Genomic DNA, 21,365 nt, shown 5'->3' with positions numbered 1-21,365 from the left:
TTATGTTTTGTTAGTCTCTTCTTCCGCTTCTTGCGATCAATGCTATAATGATGATGAGAACAACGGCGCCGCCGATAATGTACATGGGATTAGCGTACCACTCTGTTGTGGTAGTCGTACTGTTTTCTGTAGTTACTACTCCTCCGGCAGTATCTTGTGCAAACGAATAAAAAGACATGAATACTGAAAATGCAAATGCAAGCATAGCACTCATTTTACTTTTAATAGCTGTAATGGTTTCCATAATGTTTATATTTTTTAATTGGTTTTAAAACAATAACAAAAAAAGTACCATGAAGTTTACACATTTTACAAAAAAGATGAATTTAAATGAAAATATTCAGGCAAAATAAAACTTCTGACATATCACAAAATATTTTAATTTTACACAAAATTTGAAACATGTTTAAGTTGAAACTTCCTACCGATCCCAGGTGGGCAAATATTGCGGAAGGAAACATCGAAGAAATTTTAACGGATCATGCGTGGTGTGAACAGAAAGCGGCAACCAATGCCATCGGACTGATCACCATGCTCCCTGAATATCCTGAAATCGTAACCGAACTTCTTGCCATTGCACAGGAAGAGCTTGAACATTTCGGACAGGTTCATGAGATTATCAAAAAAAGAGGCTACACATTCGGGCGGACCCGAAAAGACGATTATGTAAACGAACTGGTCAACTTCATCCAGAAAGGAGGCAACAGAGATGATTTGATTGTTGACAAAATGCTTTTTGCCGCCATGATCGAAGCCAGGAGCTGTGAGCGCTTTAAAGTGCTTACCGAAAATATAAAGGATGAAGAACTTAAAACTTTCTACAGAGAATTAATGATTTCCGAAGCTAATCATTACACAACGTTCATCGGTTTTGCAAGACAACTGGGAGAAGAGGAGAAAGTAAATAAACGCTGGGAAGAATGGCTGGAATATGAAGCCAAAGTTATCCAGTCTTACGGAAAAGGAGAAACCATCCACGGATAAACTAGATTTTAAGTTGAAAAAGCTGACGTTTGAAAATATGGCCAATTTTTTCCTGAAAAACTTCTTTCAGGGACTTGTCATTATCGGGCCCATCGGCCTTACCATGTTCGTGATCTGGTACGTCGTGAGCTCCATCGATAATATTATTCCTTCGGTGGCAAAAGAGATTCCCGGGCTGGTTTTTATTTCAACAATTCTGTTTACAGCCATTCTGGGATATCTCGGTAATAAATTTGTGGTCGGAAGATTCTTTTTCGATGCGATGGACCGTCTTCTTGAAAAAACACCTGGAGTAAAACATATCTATACGCCCACCAAAGACGTGATGTCTTCATTTGTGGGAGATAAGAAAAAATTCAATGATCCCGTATGGGTAAAAACCAACGAAAATCCTGAAATATGGAGAATCGGATTTTTAACCCAAAAAGAAATGGCCGACGTGGAAAAACACAATTACGTGGCCGTGTATCTGCCTCATTCTTATGCTATTTCAGGATGGGTAATTGTTACGGAAGAAAAAAACATCAAACCGGTAGTGGGCATGACAGCAGCTTCTGCAATGAAATTTGCAGTGAGTGGCGGCGTGGCAGGATTCCACTCGGATGACAATATATTTAAAGCACCTGAATAGTTAGGTTTTTAAATATCTTTTGATGAATTTGAATTTATTTCAAATAAAATTTTTCTTGACAAAACAATCTAATACATACTATCATGAATTTACCGTACGCGGAGCCTTTCCGCATTAAAATGATTGAGGAAATCCGTCAGTCGACAAGAGAAGAAAGAGAGCAATGGCTTAAAGAAGCAAACTATAATTTATTCAACCTAAAATCTTCACAGGTTTTCATCGACCTTCTTACCGATTCCGGGACAGGAGCGATGTCCGACAGACAGTGGGGCGCCCTGATGACGGGTGATGAAAGCTACGCCGGATCAAGATCTTTTGAACAGCTTCACCAGACCGTACAGAATATTACGGGCTTTAAATACCTTTTGCCTACTCACCAGGGAAGAGCCGCAGAAAATGTACTTTTTTCCGTTTTGGTGAAAGAAGGTGACGTAATTCCCGGAAACTCTCATTTCGACACCACGAAAGGACATATCGAGTTCAGAAAAGCTCACGCAATCGACTGTACGATCGACGAAGCTTTTGACATCAATGATCTTCATCCTTTCAAAGGAAATATTAACCTTGAAAAGCTTGAGGAAGTTTATAAAAGCCATCCCCAGGAGAAAATACCATTCTGCCTGATTACGATCACCTGTAATTCTTCCGGAGGTCAGCCTGTATCCCTGGAAAACATGAAAGCCGTAAAAGAGCTTTCCGATAAATATGGAGTTCCTGTATTTTTCGATTCCGCAAGGTTTGCAGAAAATGCCTATTTCATTAAAAAAAGAGAAGCCGGGCAGGCAGACAGAACCATCAAAGAAATCTGTAAAGAAATTTTCTCTTACGGAGACGGGATGACCATGAGCTCTAAGAAGGACGGACTGGTAAATATCGGAGGATTTATTGCTTTAAACAGTGAAGAAGTATTCAGAAAAGCATCCAACTTCACCATTATTTACGAAGGATTCATTACCTATGGCGGAATGGCCGGAAGAGATATGGCCGCTTTGGCGGTAGGTCTTGACGAAGCCACAGAATTTGCCTATCTCGAAAGCAGAATCTCACAGGTTGAATATCTTGGAAACAAACTCATCGAATACGGGATCCCCGTTCAGAAACCCATTGGCGGACACGCTGTTTTCATTGATTCCCTGAACTTCCTGCCGAAAGTTGACCGCTCGGAATATCCTGCACAGACTTTAGGACTTGAAATTTACAAAGAAGCAGGTATCAGAACCGTGGAAATCGGAACGTTACTGGCCGACAGAGACCCTGAGACGAGACAAAACCGCTATCCGAAGCTCGAACTGGTACGTCTTGCCATCCCGAGAAGAACCTACACCAATAACCACATGGATTATATTGCTGCTGCGATCAAAAATGTTTATGAAAGACGTGATGAAATTGCAAAAGGCTATAAGATCACCTGGGAACCCGAATTGTTGAGACACTTCACCGTTCAGTTGGAAGAAGCTTAAAAATAAAGCGAATCGGCCTCAAACTTTGTTCGAGGCCGATTCATTATATAAAAGACTACGTAAGATTATTTTTTATAAATTTTATACAGTTTTCCGCTGTCCGTAACCGCATACAAATTTCCGTCGCTGCCGTTCAGCACATCGCGGAATCTTTCATTCTCTTCAGCCAGAAGCCTTTCTTCGCCCACGACCTTATTATCTTTCATCACAATACGGTTGATGTGTTCACCGCTAAGGCAGCCTATCATCAGATTTCCTTTCCATTCATCGATATTTCCGGTGTAGAAGGCAACGCCGCTCGGGGAAATCACAGGATCCCAATAGTACACAGGCTGTTCTGTTCCTGCTTTCTGCGTTGTGCCGTTATTTATTTTTTCTCCTGAATATTCAATTCCATAGGTAACATCGCCCCAGCCATAATTCTTTCCGGCTTTAATTAAATTGATTTCATCTCCGCCTCTAGGGCCCATTTCCACATCCCAAAGGTTGCCATTCGGATCGATCGCCATTCCCTGCGGGTTTCGGATACCATAAGCATAAATTTCAGGCTTAAATCCTGCTTTACCGATGAACGGGTTTCCGGGTGCCGGTTTACCGTCTTTGGTGATTTTTAAGATTTTACCTAAATAATTATCGGTTCTCTGGGCATAGACTCTTGTTTTCTTATCCGATCTTTCTCCGGTGCTTACAAATAAATTGCCGTCTTTATCAAAAGCAAGCCTGCTGCCGTAATGTTTGTCACCATTGTACGTGGGAGTTGCCCGGAAAATAACTTTTACGTCTGAAATATTTTTTAAATCCTGAGACAGCTTACCTTTGGCAACAGCCGTATGATTTCCTTTTTCATAAGGTTCTGAAAAACTGAAATAAATGATACTGTTCGTTGCGAAATCAGGATCCAGCGCTACATCAAGCATACCGCCCTGGCCTCTGTCATCAACTTTTGGAAAACCTTCAATTTTTGAGATCTGCTTTCCGTCTGTAGAAACCACATTCATGTACCCTCTTTTATCGGTAATCAGAAATCTTCCGTCAGGCAGGTTGATCATTCCCCAAGGTTTGCCCAGATCGCTGCTCATCATTTCAAATGCATAAGGTGTTGAAGTTTTCACGGCCTTAATTCTCGTCTGCCCTGCAAAAGCAGGCTTATATTCCGGGGAGTTGGGAGCTTTTGTCTCAACGCTGCCGTCATTTCCGACTTGCTGTGCATTGACTTTACTTTCTTTACACGATGTAAAAATCAGAAATAAGCCAACCACTGAAATGTAAAATTTATTGATTTTCATATTATTATAGTAAATGATTTCGCTGATGAATGGAAAAATAATGCCATAAAATTTGCAAATTCAAATTTTTATTCTACATTTGTAGAAACAAGTATCAAGCCGTAGAATATGAAAGAAACAAAACTGACCGATTCTGAAAAAGATGTCATGGAAATACTTTGGGAGAAGGAAAAAGCCTTTATGAAAGATATCCTGGAATCTTTTCCCGAGCCAAAACCTGCAACGACCACGATTGCCACGCTTCTCAAGAGAATGCAGAATAAGAACTTTGTTGGCTATACAGTGTATGGAAATTCCCGCGAATACTTTCCGAAGATCGCCAAAGGGGAATATTTCAAGGAAGAAATGTCTTCTATGATTGACCGTTTTTTTAATAACTCTGTGACTCAGTTTGCCTCATTTTTTACTTCAAATGCAAAACTGTCTCAAAAAGAACTGAAAGAACTCCGGGAAATGATTGACCAACAAATCAGCGAAAAATGATCTTCATTTTAAAAATAATATTTTGTTCTTCATTACTGATCGCTCTGTATTTTGTATTCCTGGAGAAAGAAAAAATGTACCGGTTTAACAGGTTTTATTTAATTTTTTCAGTCATTTTCTCTTACACTGTCCCTTTTATCTCTGTCACAAAAGAAGATGTGAAGCCGGCCGGCAGATTGCAGACAACCCTTGAGGCAACAACAAAAGTTTTAGATCTTACTCCGCATCAGGAGCAATTTAACTGGACCAAACTTGTTTGGATATTGTATGGAATCGTCACCATGGTTTTAACCATAAAAACAGTTTATTCCATCATAAAAATTAAAAATATAAAAGGTCAGAAAATATGGTATGAAAATAATAAAGTAGTACTGACAAACGAGAATATTCCTGCTTTCAGCTTCTGGAAAACCATTTACCTCGGAAAAAACTGCCTGATCAACAACCAAATCGATCCCCGGATCTTCCTTCACGAAAAAAGCCATATCGACCAAAAACACAGCATTGATCTTTTATTTATTGAAGTTGTGAAAGTTTTCACATGGTTTAACCCTTCGCTTTATTTATACAAAAAAGCCATCGTTAACAACCATGAATTTCTGGCAGATGAAGCCGTATTGAAGAAAAATTTTAACGTAAAAGAGTATCAGCATCTTATTCTTGACGAAATTATTTCAACTAAAAACTATAGCCTTATCCATACATTCAATTTTAATAACACCAAAAAACGATTTATTATGATGAACACCAAAAAGTCTAAAATGACAAACCTCAAAAAAGTAATCAGCATTCCTGTTTTGCTTCTTGCTTTCGGATTATTTGTACAAAAAACATACGCCGGTAACAAAGAGGATCAAACCCGTACAACTGGTAAAATGCCACTAAAACTTTCTGAAAGCAAACTGAAAAATCCTGTGGAAAAACAAAATGACTCTCCTGCTAAAGAGGCTTCAACATTCAAAGAAAAAGCAGATATTCCTGTAAATACTTCCGTAGAGAAAGATACGATCAGGCCCGAAAATAAAACCGATACCGACTCTCAAACAACGACTGTCGCAGAATATCCGGGAGGTGTGAACGAGCTTAGAAATAAAGTAGTTAATTTATTTGACGGATCTAAACTGAAATCTGTAAAAGATCAAAAGATAGTGAGAACTGAAATCAACTATACCGTTGATGAAAACGGAAAGGTCATCGACGTTACCGCTAACGGCAATGATGAAGTTTTCACGACTGAAGCTGTTTCCGCATTTAAGAAAGCCAATGAAAATATTGTCTGGAAGCCCGCAGAAAAAGATGGGCAGCCCGTCCGATACCACATGAAAATGCCGCTGACAATGTCTTTTCAATAATAATTAAACACCCCTCGCGGGTGTTTTTTTTATTGTAAATACTTTAGAATTCTTCTATGGCTATAATTTCTGCTGAGGGGTCTAAACCATTTCAGTGTCAAATATTTCTTTCGTACTTTTGTATGTAAGATCACAATTTTCTATGCAATTTAAACTTCAATCAGAATATAAACCCACCGGTGACCAGCCGCAAGCCATTGAAAAGCTTACGGAAGGGATAAATATCGGTGAAAAATACCAGACTTTACTGGGCGTCACCGGGTCCGGTAAAACTTTTACGGTAGCCAATGTCGTACAGAATGTGCAGAAGCCTACCCTTGTACTGGCACACAATAAAACACTGGCGGCCCAGCTATTTATGGAATTCAAAGAATTCTTCCCTGAAAATGCCGTTGAATATTTTGTAAGCTACTACGATTATTACCAGCCGGAAGCGTATATCGCAACAACCGGGACTTATATCGAGAAAGACCTCAGCATTAACGAAGAGGTTGAAAAGCTGAGACTTTCAGCCACCGCTAGCCTACTTTCAGGAAGACGGGATGTACTGATCGTAGCATCCGTATCCTGCATCTATGGTATCGGAAACCCTTCAGAATTTCATAAATCCCTGATCTCTATTGCTATCGGAGAAAAGGTAACCCGTACGGCCTTATTACACTCTTTGGTTAACGCCTTATATTCCAGAACATTAAATGAATTCCAGCGAGGAACGTTCAGGGTAAAAGGAGATGTTATTGATGTATTTCCTGCCTATGCAGATAATGGCGTAAGAATTCAGTTTTTCGGAGACGAAATTGAGAAAATCCAGAGCTTTGATCCTGTTTCCGGGAACGTAACGTCCAATTTTGAGCAGATTCAGATCTATCCGGCCAATCTTTTCGTTACCTCTAAAGAAACTCTGAATGGTGCCATCAGGAATATTCAGGATGATCTCGTAAAGCAGGTCGATTTTTTTAATACGGTCGAAAAACCCCTGGAAGCCAAGAGACTGCAGGAAAGGACTGAACTTGACCTTGAGATGATTAAAGAACTCGGGTATTGCTCCGGAATCGAGAACTATTCGAGATATCTGGATGGAAGACTGCCGGGAACAAGACCTTTCTGCCTTCTTGATTATTTTCCAAAAGATTATTTAATGGTCATCGACGAAAGCCACGTTACCGTTCCTCAGGTTCACGCAATGTACGGCGGCGACCGCAGCAGAAAAGAATCCCTGGTGGAATACGGCTTCAGGCTTCCCGCCGCGATGGACAACAGGCCTTTAAAATTTGAAGAATTCGAAGCCATTCAGAATCAGGTTATTTACGTTTCGGCAACACCTGCAGATTATGAGCTGGAAAAGACGGGAGGCGCTTACATTGAGCAACTTATACGCCCTACCGGCCTTCTGGATCCTATTATCGAAATAAGACCGACCATTAACCAGATTGATGATTTAATGGAAGAAATTCAAAAAAGAGCTGATCTCGACGAAAGAGTTCTCGTAACGACGCTGACGAAAAAAATGGCTGAAGAGCTCACCAAATATTTCACCAAATTCGGGATCAGAACGCGGTATATCCATTCTGATGTGGAGACGCTTGAACGCATTCAGATTATGCAGGACCTGAGAGTCGGGCTTTTTGATGTTCTAATCGGTGTTAACTTATTGCGGGAAGGGCTTGATTTACCGGAAGTTTCCCTGGTAGCCATCCTGGATGCCGATAAAGAAGGAATGCTCCGAAGCCGCCGTTCCATGATCCAGACCGTGGGACGTGCCGCAAGGAACCTTAACGGCAGAGCCATCATGTATGCCGATAAAATCACCAAATCAATGCAGGCGACACTCGACGAAACCGAATATCGTAGGGCAAAGCAAATGCAGTACAACGAAGAGCACGGCAAGGTGCCTGTGGCCCTGAACAAAAAAATTTCCGAAAGCCTGGTCGGAAGAACGAAAGATTTCCCGGACGAAAAATATACCCAGAAAGAGATTCTCCAGAAAGTTGCAGAAGCCAAAGCAAGCTACACGAGCGAAGATATCGAAAAGGTAATCGTACAAAAGCGAAAGGAAATGGAATCTGCCGCTAAAAACCTTGATTTTATAAAAGCAGCAAAACTGAGAGACGAAATTGAAGCTTTAAAGGCATAAAAATAACTCGGCGGCACCTTTGGTTCTGTCGTTAAAAATCGTAATGCGCCTATTCATCGTGCATTGCGATTTTTTTTGTTTGGAAAAATTCCAACCAAATATCAACATTCAAATTTAAAACCCTTTCTAAAGAACTCTACGGCAAAGATACAAATACTATGCCCGATACGACAAAAATATTCATATAGTCTAAAAATGTTCAAAAAAAATGTTGAGGTTTTTACACCGCCTGAAAACTTTTGACCAACTTTCAACAGGTGGGGGTATGGCAAAAACTTGCCCTATGGTGGGGTGCTTTTGTTTAGATACCTCTTTATTGGAGATATATTAAGTATATTAGAAAAAAAATAAAATGACAGAAAACACATCACACAACAAAGTTTTATTCAGGTATTTAGGAGGATTAGATGAAAAGGATTTAAAATTCATCGAAGAACAATTTAACAATTTAGATATTGATTTTAAGCATATTAGTCATAACGGACAAATTACAAATTCACTTACAGACTTTTCGCTTGAAGCATTTTATGCCCTGTCAATATCTTCATCGTTTTTGCGAGAGACAATTCAACATATTGGAAAAGATGTAGTATGGGAATCATTAAAAGCAATTTTCATCTATACACGTAATAAACTTAAAAATCAGGAATACAGCCAAATTACGAAAGATGATGTAGTAAAGAAGCCTATTAAATTTGGTATAAATGCCATCTTAGACGAGAATACAAGTTACAATTTTGAGCTGAGCGGAGAATTAAGTGATGAAATTATTGATAAATCGCTTGATAAGATGTTAGAGTTTTTGAAGGAACAAAAACTGAATGAAAAATATGAACATACATCTTATGTTCGATTTTCTTCAAAAAATGAAGAATGGGAAACTGAGTCATTACAGGAATATATTTTGAAGAAGACTAAGAAATAATTTTAATTACTTAATGAGGTATCGGATTTTTTCATCATTTTTGCAATTCGTGAAATTAAAACGGTTTAATTATTGATATAGAAAAATTTATCTAAAAAGCTATCAGGCTATTTTAGAAGACATCAACGAAAAAATAAGTGTTAAACTTATGTGCTTTGCTAGTAAGAAATTTGGCGATTTTGAGGCAAACTGAAGCAGATTAAGTAACACCCACCGATGGCGTCGGCGTTCTGCTTTGTGTTTGTCGGGTTACGCCAAATACATTTACTACCAAAGCGTGAATTAGCTCACGCTTATTTTTTTGCTTAAAAATCAAGCATAAAAAATTAATAGAAATGGGTATTTTATTTTCCACAGACACCGTAAGAAGCCTTAATAAATGGCAAAAATTATCAATTCCTTTCTTCTTTTTCTAATTTGCAGTATTCAATGCACAATATTCAGTAAAAACCTCTGAAAAAGACGGTTACATAGACCTTATAAAAGGGCAAAGAACCTATGAAAAATACTTTGAACTTGATTACGATACAGGTAAGGTATTCAACGAACACGAATCGGATTGCGAAATCTATGTCAATTTCATAAGAAGGTATAGCAATGATACTGTCGGTGACGGTATGATAACTTACTACTATGGCAGTCGTTCAGTAAAACTACCTTTTGACCAAGTTATATTCAAGAATAACACATTTCATTTCTTCTACAATGAAATCTTATTTGCATACTATTACGCAGACTACAAAACATTTGTACTTGTCGACAAAACCAAAAGAGTCTACAAAACATACAAAGATTTAGATTAAACAATTTTAAAATATTTCAACATGAAAAAATTAATTTTTACTTTAATGTTCGCATTACCAACATTTTATTTCGCACAGGAAGAAAAACCGAAAGAATCACCAACTGCTAAAGAGTGTGATTTACCAAAAGATTTCAAAGAACCAATCAAAAATAACAGATTAAAGAAATTTGTTGCTATTGATAACGGAGTTGATGAAAAAGAGGTAATCATAATCAGAGCGCAAAATGGTTTTGGAAGTGGTATTTATACAGCCTGTGTTAAGGGGTAACCAATCCAATATCAAAAAATGGGTACAGTTTTTATGCGCGAGGGGAAAAATCCTTTTAATAACGCAAAATGATATTGCAGTTTCAAAGAGGTTGCATACCACCATTTGAATACAAACAGTACAGCGTTTGGGATGATATATCACTTATTTTAATACTGTCCGCATATCTCATTTTGTATGTCGGAAGCGCATATTACATCCTGAAAGTATTGAAATTTATAATCAATGAACTGAAAAAGTATTTCAAGAAAGAAAAATGCTAAATACTTCAAAACCTGTCGAATAATTTCGGTAGGTTTTGTTTAATTATTAGACGCTAAACTAATTACAATTGAAAGATTAAAATTTAAAAGAACATAATTATTAAAATTTTCTAAACTAAATCTTAAATTTTAAGAAAAAAATAACAACTTGAATAGGAAAAAAATTGTAAAATTGTATATAATAGTTTAGATTTTACCAATAAGCTATTCATGAACACACAAAATAATGATGAATACACAAACAATAATCCTCAAAGATAATACCCCAAAAATCAATTTCGGGAGTCTGAAATCTCGAAAATATGCAGTATCGGTAAAATATTTTGACGGCGCAAATGTAACAGTCTCCAAAAGAGTTGATTACACAGCGGAGGTTTTTATCACTCCCAATCAAGGTTCATATTCATTAGATATTTTAAAGGAAAACATATGGTTTGACGGTCACGAACCTGATTTAATCAATGAAATGATGGCAGATGAACTGATAAAAACAATTTATCCTGTTCAGGCAAAAGTTGATGAAAAAGGTACATTTTTAGGAATAACTAATTTCAGCCATATTGTAAACAGTCGTTGGCACAGAAACAAATTTAAAGCTACCGAAAAATATAACACTAAAATCGTACAGTCTTTTTATGATGCTTTTGAAAGAAACCTTGAAAACAAAAGTGTTTTTGAAAAAGGTTTGCAGTATGACTGGTTTTGGAATTTGTTTTTTCATCCCAGATATATTGATTACGGCAATGAACATTCCGTAAAAACGGATTTATATCTGGCTATTGTTCCTTACGAATACCCGATACAATTCACAGGAAAACAAAAAATAAATACTGAAATTACAGAATATTATTCGGTAGAAATTCATTTCAAATCCGATGAAATGAAAGCCCATCTTTATTTTATTCCAAATAATAATAAAAGTAATATCAATTCAGAAACCCCTGTTTATATGAGATTGAATGTATATTATGACTTGGATGTATATTATCTTTTCCCGATGCACATAAGAGCTTATTTTGAAGTGTATTCAAAAGATGCAGAAGGCAAAGAAACACCGATAAAACGAATTGAATTTACCCAATATCAGGAAGAAACGGAGAAAAATAAAACAACCCCTCCAGAACAGAGAAGTCGATTTTCAGTATATGATGGAGAAGAAGATGAGGATAAGGAAATTTATAAAACCTATGAAGGAAAAAATTACACTTTTCTTGAGTGGAAAAAGTTTGAAGATGAGCAATACAAAATCTACAAAGAAAAAAAATCAAAAAGAGGATTTTGGGATTTTCTCGGATAATATGTAAGAAAATTAATAACCTAAAAACAAACACAAAATACGATGGCACTAAAAGAAATGCTCGTACAGGGAGCAACTTGCAAATGCAATTTCGGTACTACACCCGACAAATTGAAAGTTCTTACCCAAAGTAAATATTACTTGAACGACCACGAAGGTAAAAGTAAACTAGCTGCAACTCATAAAGATATTGGAGCAACGTTTGAAAAGAATACATTCGGTTCATGCAAAAAAATGAATAATAATCCCTGCACAGCCACAGTCACAGCGTGGAGCGGATATTATGAAAAAGTATTGTATGACCCACCTAAAGGCTATGTTCTAACCGAAGACAGTAAGGCAACCTGCCCTATTGGAGGGACAGATTGTATCAGTATCGTAAAATCAGGACAAACGGCAGAACCTACAAAACAAAATTTTAAAAATGCTGATGAAGAGTTACTTTCGCATGTTTTGCCTGTCATTAATATGAAGAATTTTGAAAAAGGTAACGGAAATAAAAGTATCTTTTAATGGGGACATCGGGAATACAAAAAGGACTAATTAAAAATACTACTGGTAATATTAAAAATTATCAAAATAGTGTCATAGTCGAATTAAAACAATATTCAGCATCTTTTACTGCATACATTGATGAAACTTGTATAGGCAGAAATACAGCCAATCCTAAGACAACTATTGAAAAAGTAAAGTGGTTTTTAATCCGAGAACATGTTTGGCAAAATTTCAAAGCATTATATCCAAAATTGACTCATCAGGAGTTTTTCGAGAGATTAAAACAGGAATATTCGGATTTTAGAATTATTGAGGGAAATAATTCGGTTATTACTTCTGAGATGATTACAAAAGGTAGTGAAGATGGCGAATTAGGAGCTATTTACTTACTGATGCCTTACAGCGTTTATCCTGAATATGAAGGAGTAGCAAATATCAGGACAGTTATTTTAGGAACACCGAGAATTTTATATTGCCATTTTAAGTTTCCAAAAGGAGGGTATATTCCATTAGAGAATTCTGATAAAAAAGCAGCTTATGGACAGACTGTAGATGTAGAAATTTACACCCATCTTTTACCCGACTGGAGAAATAATGCTGAAAAGTTTGATTTTGAAGTAGAGCTTATCAATAAAGGCAAAGCTGTTGCAAAATCAAAAACAATCGAAATTAGAAATTTGGGTAATTTTTCTTACAACGGGAGAAGTAAAATACAATTTCTTATTGAACCTGAATGGCAGAAAGACCATAGAGACAAAAAGGGAAATGAAGAATATTATTTAAAATTAAAATGGAAATTAGGCTCTTTTCATATTGCGAAGATTTCGGAGGATGATGAACCCTATCCTATGGAATACGAATCTGAAAAAGCTAAAGTGGATTGGATGAGGATGGAAAAAGGAAAGTGGGTTTATGATACTTCCCGAATGCTGCTCGTTCCTTATGACACTCTTGCTGATATGATGAGTAGGTTTGAGATAGAAAAAACCAATATGATACAGTATATTGGAGATATTCGTTATACTCAAAAAGAACATGACCCTTGTGGGTATTCTAAAATTACCATAAAGGATGAAGACGATAAAGAAAGAGATTCTTTGGTTATTTTTGATGAAGATGACACAACGAATCCGATAGACCGTACTACAAAGGTATTTAGTATTCTGGCTGGTGATGAAAGAAAGAAAATATCCATTACAGTAGATAAGCTCACAACAAAAGGTGTTTTTTGTCAAGGTCTGCTTTTAGAATCAGGACAAAAACACAGTGAGCAAAAAAATGTTTTTCAGTTAGACAGGGTGATGCCTGCCCTAAGAAGAAAGGATGGGCTTTACTTAGTACAGCAAGACCCAAAAGACAAAAACGATTTAGACGTTATGCCTGACGAACAGAAAGGGTTATCTAAAGATGTCAGTGACGTGCAACAATGGCAGTTTGGAATTGATTATAAATTTGATGGAGAAAATAAAATGCTGATAATGCCTAAATATGTTTTCAATAAAACAGCTTTAGAAAACATACAAGTATATTCTTCGTCGAGTATTGGGAATGAAGCATTAAATAGTTTATGGTTATTTAATTATTTTATTTTAAACGATGATTTAGCTCAAACTTACTTCGTTCCCATATCAACTTGTCGTTATCCCAACCAGATTGCAAAAATAAAAGTTTATCCTGATATAGAATGGGAAATAGCATTTCTAATTACTATTGGTGCAGGTTACTCTGGAAGTATTAAATATGAGAGACAGAGATTGAATGGCATTCATAGAGGGTATAATTTTCGGTATCTGAAAGATGATTTACATATAGGCGTTACACAATCATCAAATTTTGGTTGGTCTATTATGGGCAAATGCGCTGTAAATGGTAAAGAACACTCATTAGGTTTTGAAGGGATAAAAAAGTCTGTTGACTTACTTGTATCTACATTTAATGCTAGTAGAGAAATTCTTGAAGTGTTGAATCCAGACGGAACAAATCCTGCTGATAGTGCTGCGGTAAGTAAAAAAATAATAAAAATTGATTTTGCTATCGATCCTCCAAATATAGGGTTTGCATTGAGTAAGAAGTTTGGAGAAGCCAGTAATAAGGAAATTGTACCTATTTACAAAGGCGGTTTTCGGGCTGACCCTTTTATTGGTTTAACTATCAGTGTAGACTTAGTTCCGATATTTACAAAATTTACACGTGGTATGTATGGTGTTGGATATGTATTAGAATTCATAATTGATGCAATTAAATGGGTCACTGATTCAGAAATTTATATAACATTTGAAGCAAGTTTGGCAGTGAAGTTTGATTTTACATTATCTTATAATCGAATTGATGGTCTTGATGGAAATAAAGATTCTCAACAGGTAATAACCGTGGAGGTCCCAATAAGCATAAAAGCAGGATGTAAAAGTGAAGGCACTGTGATTATTCCTGCTGTCACAAGTGGTGGAAGAACATATCCTGAACACAAGGAAGAAAAATGGAAAGTAGAAGGTAATTTGAGTACAACTTTTACATTTACTAAAACTTACGGATATGATAAAGATAAAGGTAGACAGTATGAGCAGTCAAAAGGAGTTTGGAATCCCGCTGAAATCACAATTACATGCTATAGCATCACAAATTCAAAAATTACAGTTGCACCTAAGAGAAGTGATAAATTTAAATTATTTGATGAAAAAATCTTATTTGATAATCCTAAAACATATACTGATGAAAAGTAGTTTATTATATATTCTTTTCATTTTAAATATTATTTATTCATGCAAAGGTCCGGATAAGGAAACTATATGTAATAACAATTTTGACTTAAATTCTATTATTTTTGAAAATAAAAACAGTGATGTGATAAATAAAATTTTCAAATTAGAAGCAGGTTTTTATGGTATTCGCTTCGAAAAAAATAAGGAATGGTCAATAAACAAAAATGACATACGTGGATATATTTATAAAAAAAAAGATACTGCAACTTGCATTAGTTTTTTTAATGAGAAAATTTTAGCCAATAAAGATTATGCAATCTATTTAGATTTAGAGAAAAAAATATATGCCTACTCTTTACAAGCCAATAAAGTTGAAAATATTGAAGGTAATATAGGGAAATATATTGCTTTCAATAAAAAATATTTTTCAAAAAACTTAAACGAATATGAATCTAAAAAACTTTTTCAAAATTTCTCTAGAGATGAGAAAATATTAAAATTTGATTTTCCAGATAAAATAGTGATGATAAATTATGTAAATAATAGAAACTATCCAAATAATTTAATAATCAGAGCAATAACTAAAAAGCCTTTAACACAAGAATCTTATAATATAATAAAGCAAGAATATGAAATCTACATTCAATAAAATTTTCTCAATACTTTTTTTACTTTCCTTGTTAAACTGTCAAGGTCAACAAAATGAAAAATATATTGGTTTAAAATATGGTAGTCTTAATATAGATAAGATAACCTTTTCAGAAAACATAGATACTTTATTTTCAAAAATTCCTCATGTTGAAATTCAACAAGAAATTAATGGAAGAAAAATGAGAGTATTTAGGGTTAAGCCTATAGCTCAAGATAAAAAACTATTTAAATATTTTAATCTTCAAGAAGGAAAAACTGAATTTTATCTTGATGATAAAAATAATTTAGTCAAAATTGATGGTATGTTCAGAACTGATAAAATTGGAGCTGATAATTTTATAGAGCAATTGCGAAATAAAAATAGGTCAAACGAATTAAGTTCTCAAAAAAACAAATTTATTGATGATATTTTTATAGGAAAAATTGGCAAAAAATTCATGTATGTTACCAAAACCTGTGTTACAGAAGGTACTTATAAAGGTGAGTGTAGTATTATCTATAATATCTATAAATACCCTCAGAAGGACGAAGATATTATTAGATTTATGACGCCCAACAGTATTGAAATAGAAAACCTTTTAAAGAAATAAATGATTATGCAACACAATTTTAATAATCCCATTTATGAAATTTCTATCAATTCCAGAGAGTGTGCTGTATCTTTAAAAGTAAATGATATGCCCTGCTTTTCAAATTTTAATAGCGGAGGAATGGCTGTAGATTTTCCTATAAATTCTAACATATTACATTCAGGGAAACAATCTTTTCTATTAGAAATCTTTCCTTATCAAGACGAAATAGAAATCAATAATAAAGCATTTATAGAAGTGGAAATTTGCGTGAGAGATGGATTTGACACTTCTAAATCAAAAATCTCAATTTCAAAATTTGAACCTATAGATTTTTCAAAACAAAAAGAAAACACACCATTTTATAAAATATTTCATGGATTTGATGCTCATGTTCCCTATGCACATACAGGATGGATTGATTCTATACATATTTTGAACGAAAAGAAAGAAAATCTAATTAGTGAAATTAATGAATTTTATGATGAGTTATATAATATTTTCAAAAATTCAGATATTGAAAAATATAAATTAAGAAGTTCCGAAAGATATTCTGAATTATGTAATTCGTTTTATCTACCTCCTTTTGAAATGAAAAGAAGAGAAGTTTCGTTTATTCCAAAATTTAAAGGAGCGATTCAGAGAGAAAGCATCGAAAAATATGTTTTAAATTTTTACGGTAATGGTAAAGTTGTAGGAATAAATATTCCTTTTGAACCTGTAGCATTAAAATTTACTTCCGATAACGAACAGGACAATATTATTTACGAACAAGCATTATTTCATCGTAAAAAATCAGGAGACAAGCTTTCCTTAATACGTTAATTATGAACTTTACTGATATTTATTTTAAAGACAATTATTTAGTGATTGAAAATTCAATTATGTTGGAAAAAATTGATATTAAATCGTTTGATGATATTATAGTTTCTCATGAATTTCCAGGAGGAAAGTATAAGCTTAACATGTTTTTTACAAGTCCTGTCAAATACGAAGCTAATAAAGGATTTCTTAATAAGATTATTGGCTCAGTTTTTAACCACAATAATAATCCCTATGAAATAAAGCGTTCTTATTATGATGTTGATGTTGAAAGATTGCTTTTAATGATTGAAAAATGTTTGCCTGAAGCCAACATTCCAGATTTGAAAAATAGTATTCATTGGAGGACGGAGGATAAAAAAAATATTTTTCAGAGAATGAAACTTATTTACAGTAGAGATAGTCTTTCTTTAACTGATGTACTTAAAAAACACAAAATACTAATTGAAAAATAATGTTATGGACAATAATTTATTGAATTTTAACTACACATTTCCAATAGTAAAAAAGATTAATGATGATACAACCTATCTTATTGATGAGCAAACAGGTGTCTTATTTTCCCAAAGTGAGAGAGGAATTATTGCATTTCAAAATATAGAAGGTGATAAATGGGTGTATACAGAAGTAGTGATTAGCTTAGAAAAAGATTTGTTGCATTTTACCAAAATTACAGAAGATGGAAACTATATTATTAACGGAATGTTCAGAGTGACTGAAAATAAAGACTTTTTACTGAAAAAAGCTTACAGTTATTTTTCAAAATTCATATTAAAAAATAATCCTTTCAGCGAGATTCAAAATTGGAATATTTCATTAAACTAAAGGCATAAAAACAGGCTCAAAATAAGCCTGTTTTTTTATTTAGACAAGTAAGGTGAATTTGGATTGAAACATCTTAAAAACCGTTATAAGCATACGGTTGATTTCACCTAAATACTCTTCGCTTACATCATGTTTCTTTTGTTCGGTGAAAACATTGCAATAAGCAACAAAATCATCGGGAATAGCATTTTCTATTAGTACTACCTCAAGCTTTTTGAGGGGTGCAAAGATACGAAAATTCCACCATACTAACAAATTGTCACATGTTAAAATTTGGTTAAATAAATTTATTTTCATAATATACGAGCCACAGTTGAAAATTAAGTGCTGGATTTTTGTGTCAACCGAATTCCAACATTTCTAGAATTCAATGAAAGAATCTTAAATTTTCATAGGCAAATAATCATATACTAAAAACAGAAAAACCCTGAAAAGAGCCGTTATTACACGAAACTCTTTTCAAGGGTTTTAATTTGTTTTAAAGCGTACCAGTACCTTTGGTGCCGCCGAGTTATTTAAAATTTGTAGGTTTTATTCCTGTATTTCCCGTCATTTAAACTTCCTTTACGAATCGGAATCAGCAGATCCGTCAGGCCATTCAGCTTTATTTCATAAATGGTAGACAGCTGCATTCCCAGTTTTCCTTTGGGCATTCCTTTGCGGTGAAACCACTCAAGATAGCTGACCGGCAGATCTGCCAGAATCGTTCCTTCATACTTTCCGAAGGGCATTTTGACCTCGCAAATCTCTTTTAATATTCCGGGGTTTATTCCGTTTTCCATGCTATACTATTAAATCTATTTTTTCTTCCAGTTCATCATCTTTATCCGGCAACTTCAGGTCCGGTGTATCATCATCAGAAAATTCGTTCCTGTATACCTGGATCAGCAGTAAGGTCAGAGAGATCAGGATCGGACCGAAAACCAACCCCATAAAGCCAAAGAGATTCATTCCCATAATAATTCCGAAAACCGTATTTAAAGGGTGGATATCTTCCAGCTTTTTCAGAAGGGTAAAGCGGAGAACATTATCCGTTAATCCCACCACGACAAGACAGTAGGCGGCAAGCCCCAATCCCGTTCCCGTATCTCCTTCAGCAATCATGTAAATACAGATGGGAATATAAATAATCGCTGCGCCTACCACCGGAATCATAGATGCCGCCGCCGTTAAAGCAAAAAGCAGAACCGGACTCGGCGCTGCGAATATGAAATATCCCACTAGGGCAACAATCCCCTGCCCGATGGCAACTACAGGAATCCCGATCGCATTGGCCATAATCAGCTTTCTCATCTTTTCGCCGATCAGAGAGACATTTGATCTTTTCAGCGGTGCGGAAGAAGATAAAATTCTTTCAAAGAACCTCGGTTTCTCAAGCATGAAATAAAGGATGAAATACATAGACATTATGACAGTCAACGTATTGAATGTTCCACTCAGTGCTTTGGTTGAAAACTGTCCTACATTGTTTTTAAGCTTATCCATATTCTCCTTGCTCAGGATATCGAACCCGATTTTAGAATAAATATAGGTATGTATTTTTTCAAGAAACACATTAAACTTATTCATGTAAGCCTGTGCGTTACCCAGCTTCTCGATTAGCAGGTCGCCAATGAAATAAATGGGCAGAATCAGAATAACAAGACTCGCAAACATAAGAGCCAGTGAAGAAGCCCACGGTTTCCATTTTTTTTCTTCCTGCAGGTAAAAATTATACTTTCTGCAGACTACATAAATGGTAATGGCTCCTAAAACAGAAGGGATAAAAAGCGCAAGATTGAAACAGATCAGTCCTGCCAATACCAGGATAATCGCTATAAGCGCAACCTGCTTTATTTTTACACTGCTTATTTGCTCTTGTTTATTCATTATTTATTCAGCATTATTTGTCTTGGTTTTCCAAGGTAAGCGCAGTATGCGGAATACATTACTGCCATGATAAACGGGGCCGTTAAAATAATCCCGATAAAACAGAGAACAACCCCCGCCATAGATATCAGGAACCCGACCACGGTAATACCAAGAAAAGTGCCGTAATTTTCTTTTACCACAGAAAAAGATTTTCCGATAGCATCCGTAGCAGAAGCATTTTCAAATAATAAGATCGGATATCCAAGCATCAGAAACGGATAAATGAAAACAATCGGAAATACACAAAGCGACAGTGCCACTGTTGAAATAATTCCAGACAAAAATGCATAGATCAGAATGTTAATCAAATTCTGTCTGTAGCCGATAAAAAGATCAGAAAACTCGATCGGGTTCTTGGTATTGTATTTATTGATCATATAGATCAGGCCTACGTAAAGAGGCGCAAGCAATAACCCTAAAAGCCCGGATAATGTGATATACAGAGGGAAACCAGGAGCATTCCAGTAATTAAAATTATAATTGCCGCTTTCTCTCATTTCTTCCACCATCGAGCTGGAATTGAATCCGGTAATTGTCTGGATAACGAATCCCAGAAGAAGATAGACAATCATGGCGATAATAGCGTAGAGAAAAACGCCTTTATACATTTCGAAGGCATGAGAAATAATCGATCCGGTATTTCTCTCTGGAACAGAGCCCTGCTGTTCAAATTCACTGAATTCTGACATGGTGTTTATATTTTAATGTTGTTTCTACCAAAATTAACTTTTTTTGGCAGAAATACATTAAAAACTCCGTCAAAAATTATTTTTTCTCTGAAAATATAACTTTATAAAGCGAATAGATCATGGCGTTCCAGAACGGAAAAGTAAACAATCCTCCGATAAAAAAGATCGCAAAACCGATATATTTAAATAGTACGGCCACCAGGATGCACACCAGTATTTCCAGGAAATACATTCTCAGTGCCTTGAAGTTCAGCGATAATGATTCTAAGATCGTCTTGTTCATAAAGAACATAATCGGAGCAATAAACATCGTAATCGCCACCCAGACTACTCCTAAAATGATTGTCTGGACACTGTATGCGAAAATGAAATACCAGAAAATATAATAGCCGATGTATTTGAAAAAATTTAATCCGTTGTATCCTACGAAAAGATCTCCCAGTTCTATTTTTTCACCGAGATCCATTTTTCTGTAAATCTGGTAAAACCCGAGATTCAGAGGATATAAGAAGATATTCGTCCCCATCATCCACATCGAAAAGCTCTGAAAATTCTCAGTAGAAAGCAGTTTCTGAAGTTCTGCCGAATAGACCTGAACGCCTTCTTTCGCATACTTCGCGGTTTCCAGATAGCCGTTCAGCACGCCGTACTTCGCATCGCAGAAAAATAAGACGGTCATCATAATTCCGAAATACATAATGGAAAACATCAGCTGAAAAACCAATGTTTTATTCCAATAGAAAAATGCCTGCTTCAGTATAAAATCCAATCCCGGTTTCTGTGGATATTTGTTTTCCATGAAAAAAATTTTGTGCA

Annotated in this window: 22 protein-coding genes; 16 read left to right on the top strand and 6 right to left on the bottom strand. The window is 35.4% G+C overall.

From position 1 onward, the window contains the following. Positions 1-10: 10 nt before the first annotated feature. Positions 11-244 carry a hypothetical protein gene (locus AC0N32_RS02345; protein ID WP_476392268.1) on the bottom strand — a complete coding sequence of 78 codons (234 nt, stop codon included), beginning with the start codon at positions 242-244 and terminating at the stop codon, positions 11-13. A 158-nt stretch (positions 245-402) separates the two neighbouring features. Here AC0N32_RS02345 and AC0N32_RS02340 point away from each other — a divergent pair, with 158 nt between their 5' ends. The 3 genes from AC0N32_RS02340 (at position 403) to AC0N32_RS02330 (ending at position 3,075) form a co-directional block, all read left to right on the top strand. After that, positions 403-984 carry a MiaE family protein gene (locus AC0N32_RS02340; protein WP_476392267.1) on the top strand — a complete coding sequence of 194 codons (582 nt, stop codon included), beginning with the start codon at positions 403-405 and terminating at the stop codon, positions 982-984. 13 nt (positions 985-997) lie between these two features. Beyond that, the gene (locus tag AC0N32_RS02335; RefSeq protein WP_476392661.1) at positions 998-1,615 is read left to right on the top strand and encodes a DUF502 domain-containing protein; all 618 of its coding nucleotides are present in this window, start codon (positions 998-1,000) and stop codon (positions 1,613-1,615) included. 83 nt (positions 1,616-1,698) lie between these two features. Beyond that, entirely contained in the window at positions 1,699-3,075 is a 1,377-nt protein-coding gene (locus tag AC0N32_RS02330) for a tryptophanase (protein WP_476392266.1), read from the top strand. Between the two features lie 65 nt (positions 3,076-3,140). On the opposite strand, the gene AC0N32_RS02325 is transcribed toward AC0N32_RS02330, so the two are convergent. After that, positions 3,141-4,361, bottom strand: coding sequence for a PQQ-dependent sugar dehydrogenase (locus AC0N32_RS02325; protein ID WP_476392265.1), 1,221 nt, complete (start codon positions 4,359-4,361; stop codon positions 3,141-3,143). A gap of 108 nt (positions 4,362-4,469) precedes the next feature. On the opposite strand from AC0N32_RS02325, the gene AC0N32_RS02320 reads away from it, so the two are divergent. The 13 genes from AC0N32_RS02320 (at position 4,470) to AC0N32_RS02260 (ending at position 17,949) form a co-directional block, all read left to right on the top strand. After that, the gene (locus tag AC0N32_RS02320) at positions 4,470-4,844 is read left to right on the top strand and encodes a BlaI/MecI/CopY family transcriptional regulator (RefSeq protein ID WP_476392264.1); all 375 of its coding nucleotides are present in this window, start codon (positions 4,470-4,472) and stop codon (positions 4,842-4,844) included. Then, the gene (locus tag AC0N32_RS02315) at positions 4,841-6,196 is read left to right on the top strand and encodes a M56 family metallopeptidase (protein ID WP_476392263.1); all 1,356 of its coding nucleotides are present in this window, start codon (positions 4,841-4,843) and stop codon (positions 6,194-6,196) included. Before AC0N32_RS02320 ends, AC0N32_RS02315 begins: the two co-directional genes overlap by 4 nt. A gap of 142 nt (positions 6,197-6,338) precedes the next feature. Further along, positions 6,339-8,330 carry an excinuclease ABC subunit UvrB gene (gene uvrB / locus AC0N32_RS02310; RefSeq protein ID WP_476392262.1) on the top strand — a complete coding sequence of 664 codons (1,992 nt, stop codon included), beginning with the start codon at positions 6,339-6,341 and terminating at the stop codon, positions 8,328-8,330. Between the two features lie 352 nt (positions 8,331-8,682). Further along, a complete protein-coding gene (locus tag AC0N32_RS02305) occupies positions 8,683-9,255 on the top strand; it encodes a hypothetical protein (RefSeq protein ID WP_476392261.1) in 573 nt (190 codons plus the stop codon). Between the two features lie 824 nt (positions 9,256-10,079). After that, positions 10,080-10,328 carry a hypothetical protein gene (locus AC0N32_RS02300; protein WP_476392260.1) on the top strand — a complete coding sequence of 83 codons (249 nt, stop codon included), beginning with the start codon at positions 10,080-10,082 and terminating at the stop codon, positions 10,326-10,328. A gap of 489 nt (positions 10,329-10,817) precedes the next feature. Then, positions 10,818-11,888: a hypothetical protein gene (locus AC0N32_RS02295; protein WP_476392259.1), complete on the top strand. Its 1,071-nt coding sequence runs from the start codon at positions 10,818-10,820 to the stop codon at positions 11,886-11,888. 42 nt (positions 11,889-11,930) lie between these two features. Further along, the gene (locus tag AC0N32_RS02290; RefSeq protein WP_476392258.1) at positions 11,931-12,401 is read left to right on the top strand and encodes a DUF4280 domain-containing protein; all 471 of its coding nucleotides are present in this window, start codon (positions 11,931-11,933) and stop codon (positions 12,399-12,401) included. Further along, positions 12,401-15,103 carry a hypothetical protein gene (locus AC0N32_RS02285; protein ID WP_476392257.1) on the top strand — a complete coding sequence of 901 codons (2,703 nt, stop codon included), beginning with the start codon at positions 12,401-12,403 and terminating at the stop codon, positions 15,101-15,103. Before AC0N32_RS02290 ends, AC0N32_RS02285 begins: the two co-directional genes overlap by 1 nt. Further along, positions 15,093-15,731, top strand: a complete 639-nt coding sequence (locus tag AC0N32_RS02280; RefSeq protein ID WP_476392256.1) for a hypothetical protein — start codon at positions 15,093-15,095, stop codon at positions 15,729-15,731. The genes AC0N32_RS02285 and AC0N32_RS02280 overlap by 11 nt, the downstream gene beginning before the upstream one ends. Continuing rightward, positions 15,712-16,323 (top strand): hypothetical protein, encoded by a 612-nt coding sequence (locus AC0N32_RS02275; RefSeq protein WP_476392255.1) that lies wholly within the window; start codon positions 15,712-15,714, stop codon positions 16,321-16,323. The genes AC0N32_RS02280 and AC0N32_RS02275 overlap by 20 nt, the downstream gene beginning before the upstream one ends. A gap of 6 nt (positions 16,324-16,329) precedes the next feature. Beyond that, positions 16,330-17,127: a hypothetical protein gene (locus tag AC0N32_RS02270; RefSeq protein ID WP_476392254.1), complete on the top strand. Its 798-nt coding sequence runs from the start codon at positions 16,330-16,332 to the stop codon at positions 17,125-17,127. Positions 17,128-17,129: 2 nt separating this feature from the next. Beyond that, complete coding sequence (locus tag AC0N32_RS02265; protein WP_476392253.1) at positions 17,130-17,579, top strand: hypothetical protein; 450 nt, start codon at positions 17,130-17,132, stop codon at positions 17,577-17,579. Between the two features lie 4 nt (positions 17,580-17,583). Beyond that, positions 17,584-17,949: a hypothetical protein gene (locus AC0N32_RS02260; RefSeq protein ID WP_476392252.1), complete on the top strand. Its 366-nt coding sequence runs from the start codon at positions 17,584-17,586 to the stop codon at positions 17,947-17,949. 515 nt (positions 17,950-18,464) lie between these two features. On the opposite strand, the gene AC0N32_RS02255 is transcribed toward AC0N32_RS02260, so the two are convergent. The 4 genes from AC0N32_RS02255 to AC0N32_RS02240 form a co-directional block, all read right to left on the bottom strand. Then, positions 18,465-18,719 carry a DUF3820 family protein gene (locus tag AC0N32_RS02255; RefSeq protein WP_476392660.1) on the bottom strand — a complete coding sequence of 85 codons (255 nt, stop codon included), beginning with the start codon at positions 18,717-18,719 and terminating at the stop codon, positions 18,465-18,467. Positions 18,720-18,732: 13 nt separating this feature from the next. Then, positions 18,733-19,818: an AI-2E family transporter gene (locus tag AC0N32_RS02250; protein ID WP_476392251.1), complete on the bottom strand. Its 1,086-nt coding sequence runs from the start codon at positions 19,816-19,818 to the stop codon at positions 18,733-18,735. Next, positions 19,818-20,549 carry a beta-carotene 15,15'-monooxygenase gene (locus tag AC0N32_RS02245; RefSeq protein WP_476392250.1) on the bottom strand — a complete coding sequence of 244 codons (732 nt, stop codon included), beginning with the start codon at positions 20,547-20,549 and terminating at the stop codon, positions 19,818-19,820. Before AC0N32_RS02245 ends, AC0N32_RS02250 begins: the two co-directional genes overlap by 1 nt. A gap of 76 nt (positions 20,550-20,625) precedes the next feature. Beyond that, on the bottom strand, positions 20,626-21,348 hold the full coding sequence (locus AC0N32_RS02240) for a hypothetical protein (protein WP_476392249.1): 723 nt from the start codon (positions 21,346-21,348) through the stop codon (positions 20,626-20,628). Positions 21,349-21,365: the final 17 nt, after the last annotated feature.

This window comes from Chryseobacterium endophyticum, assembly GCF_056333165.1.
Note: the sequence above shows the minus strand (reverse complement) of the source record. Positions and strands in the feature narration are given on the sequence as shown.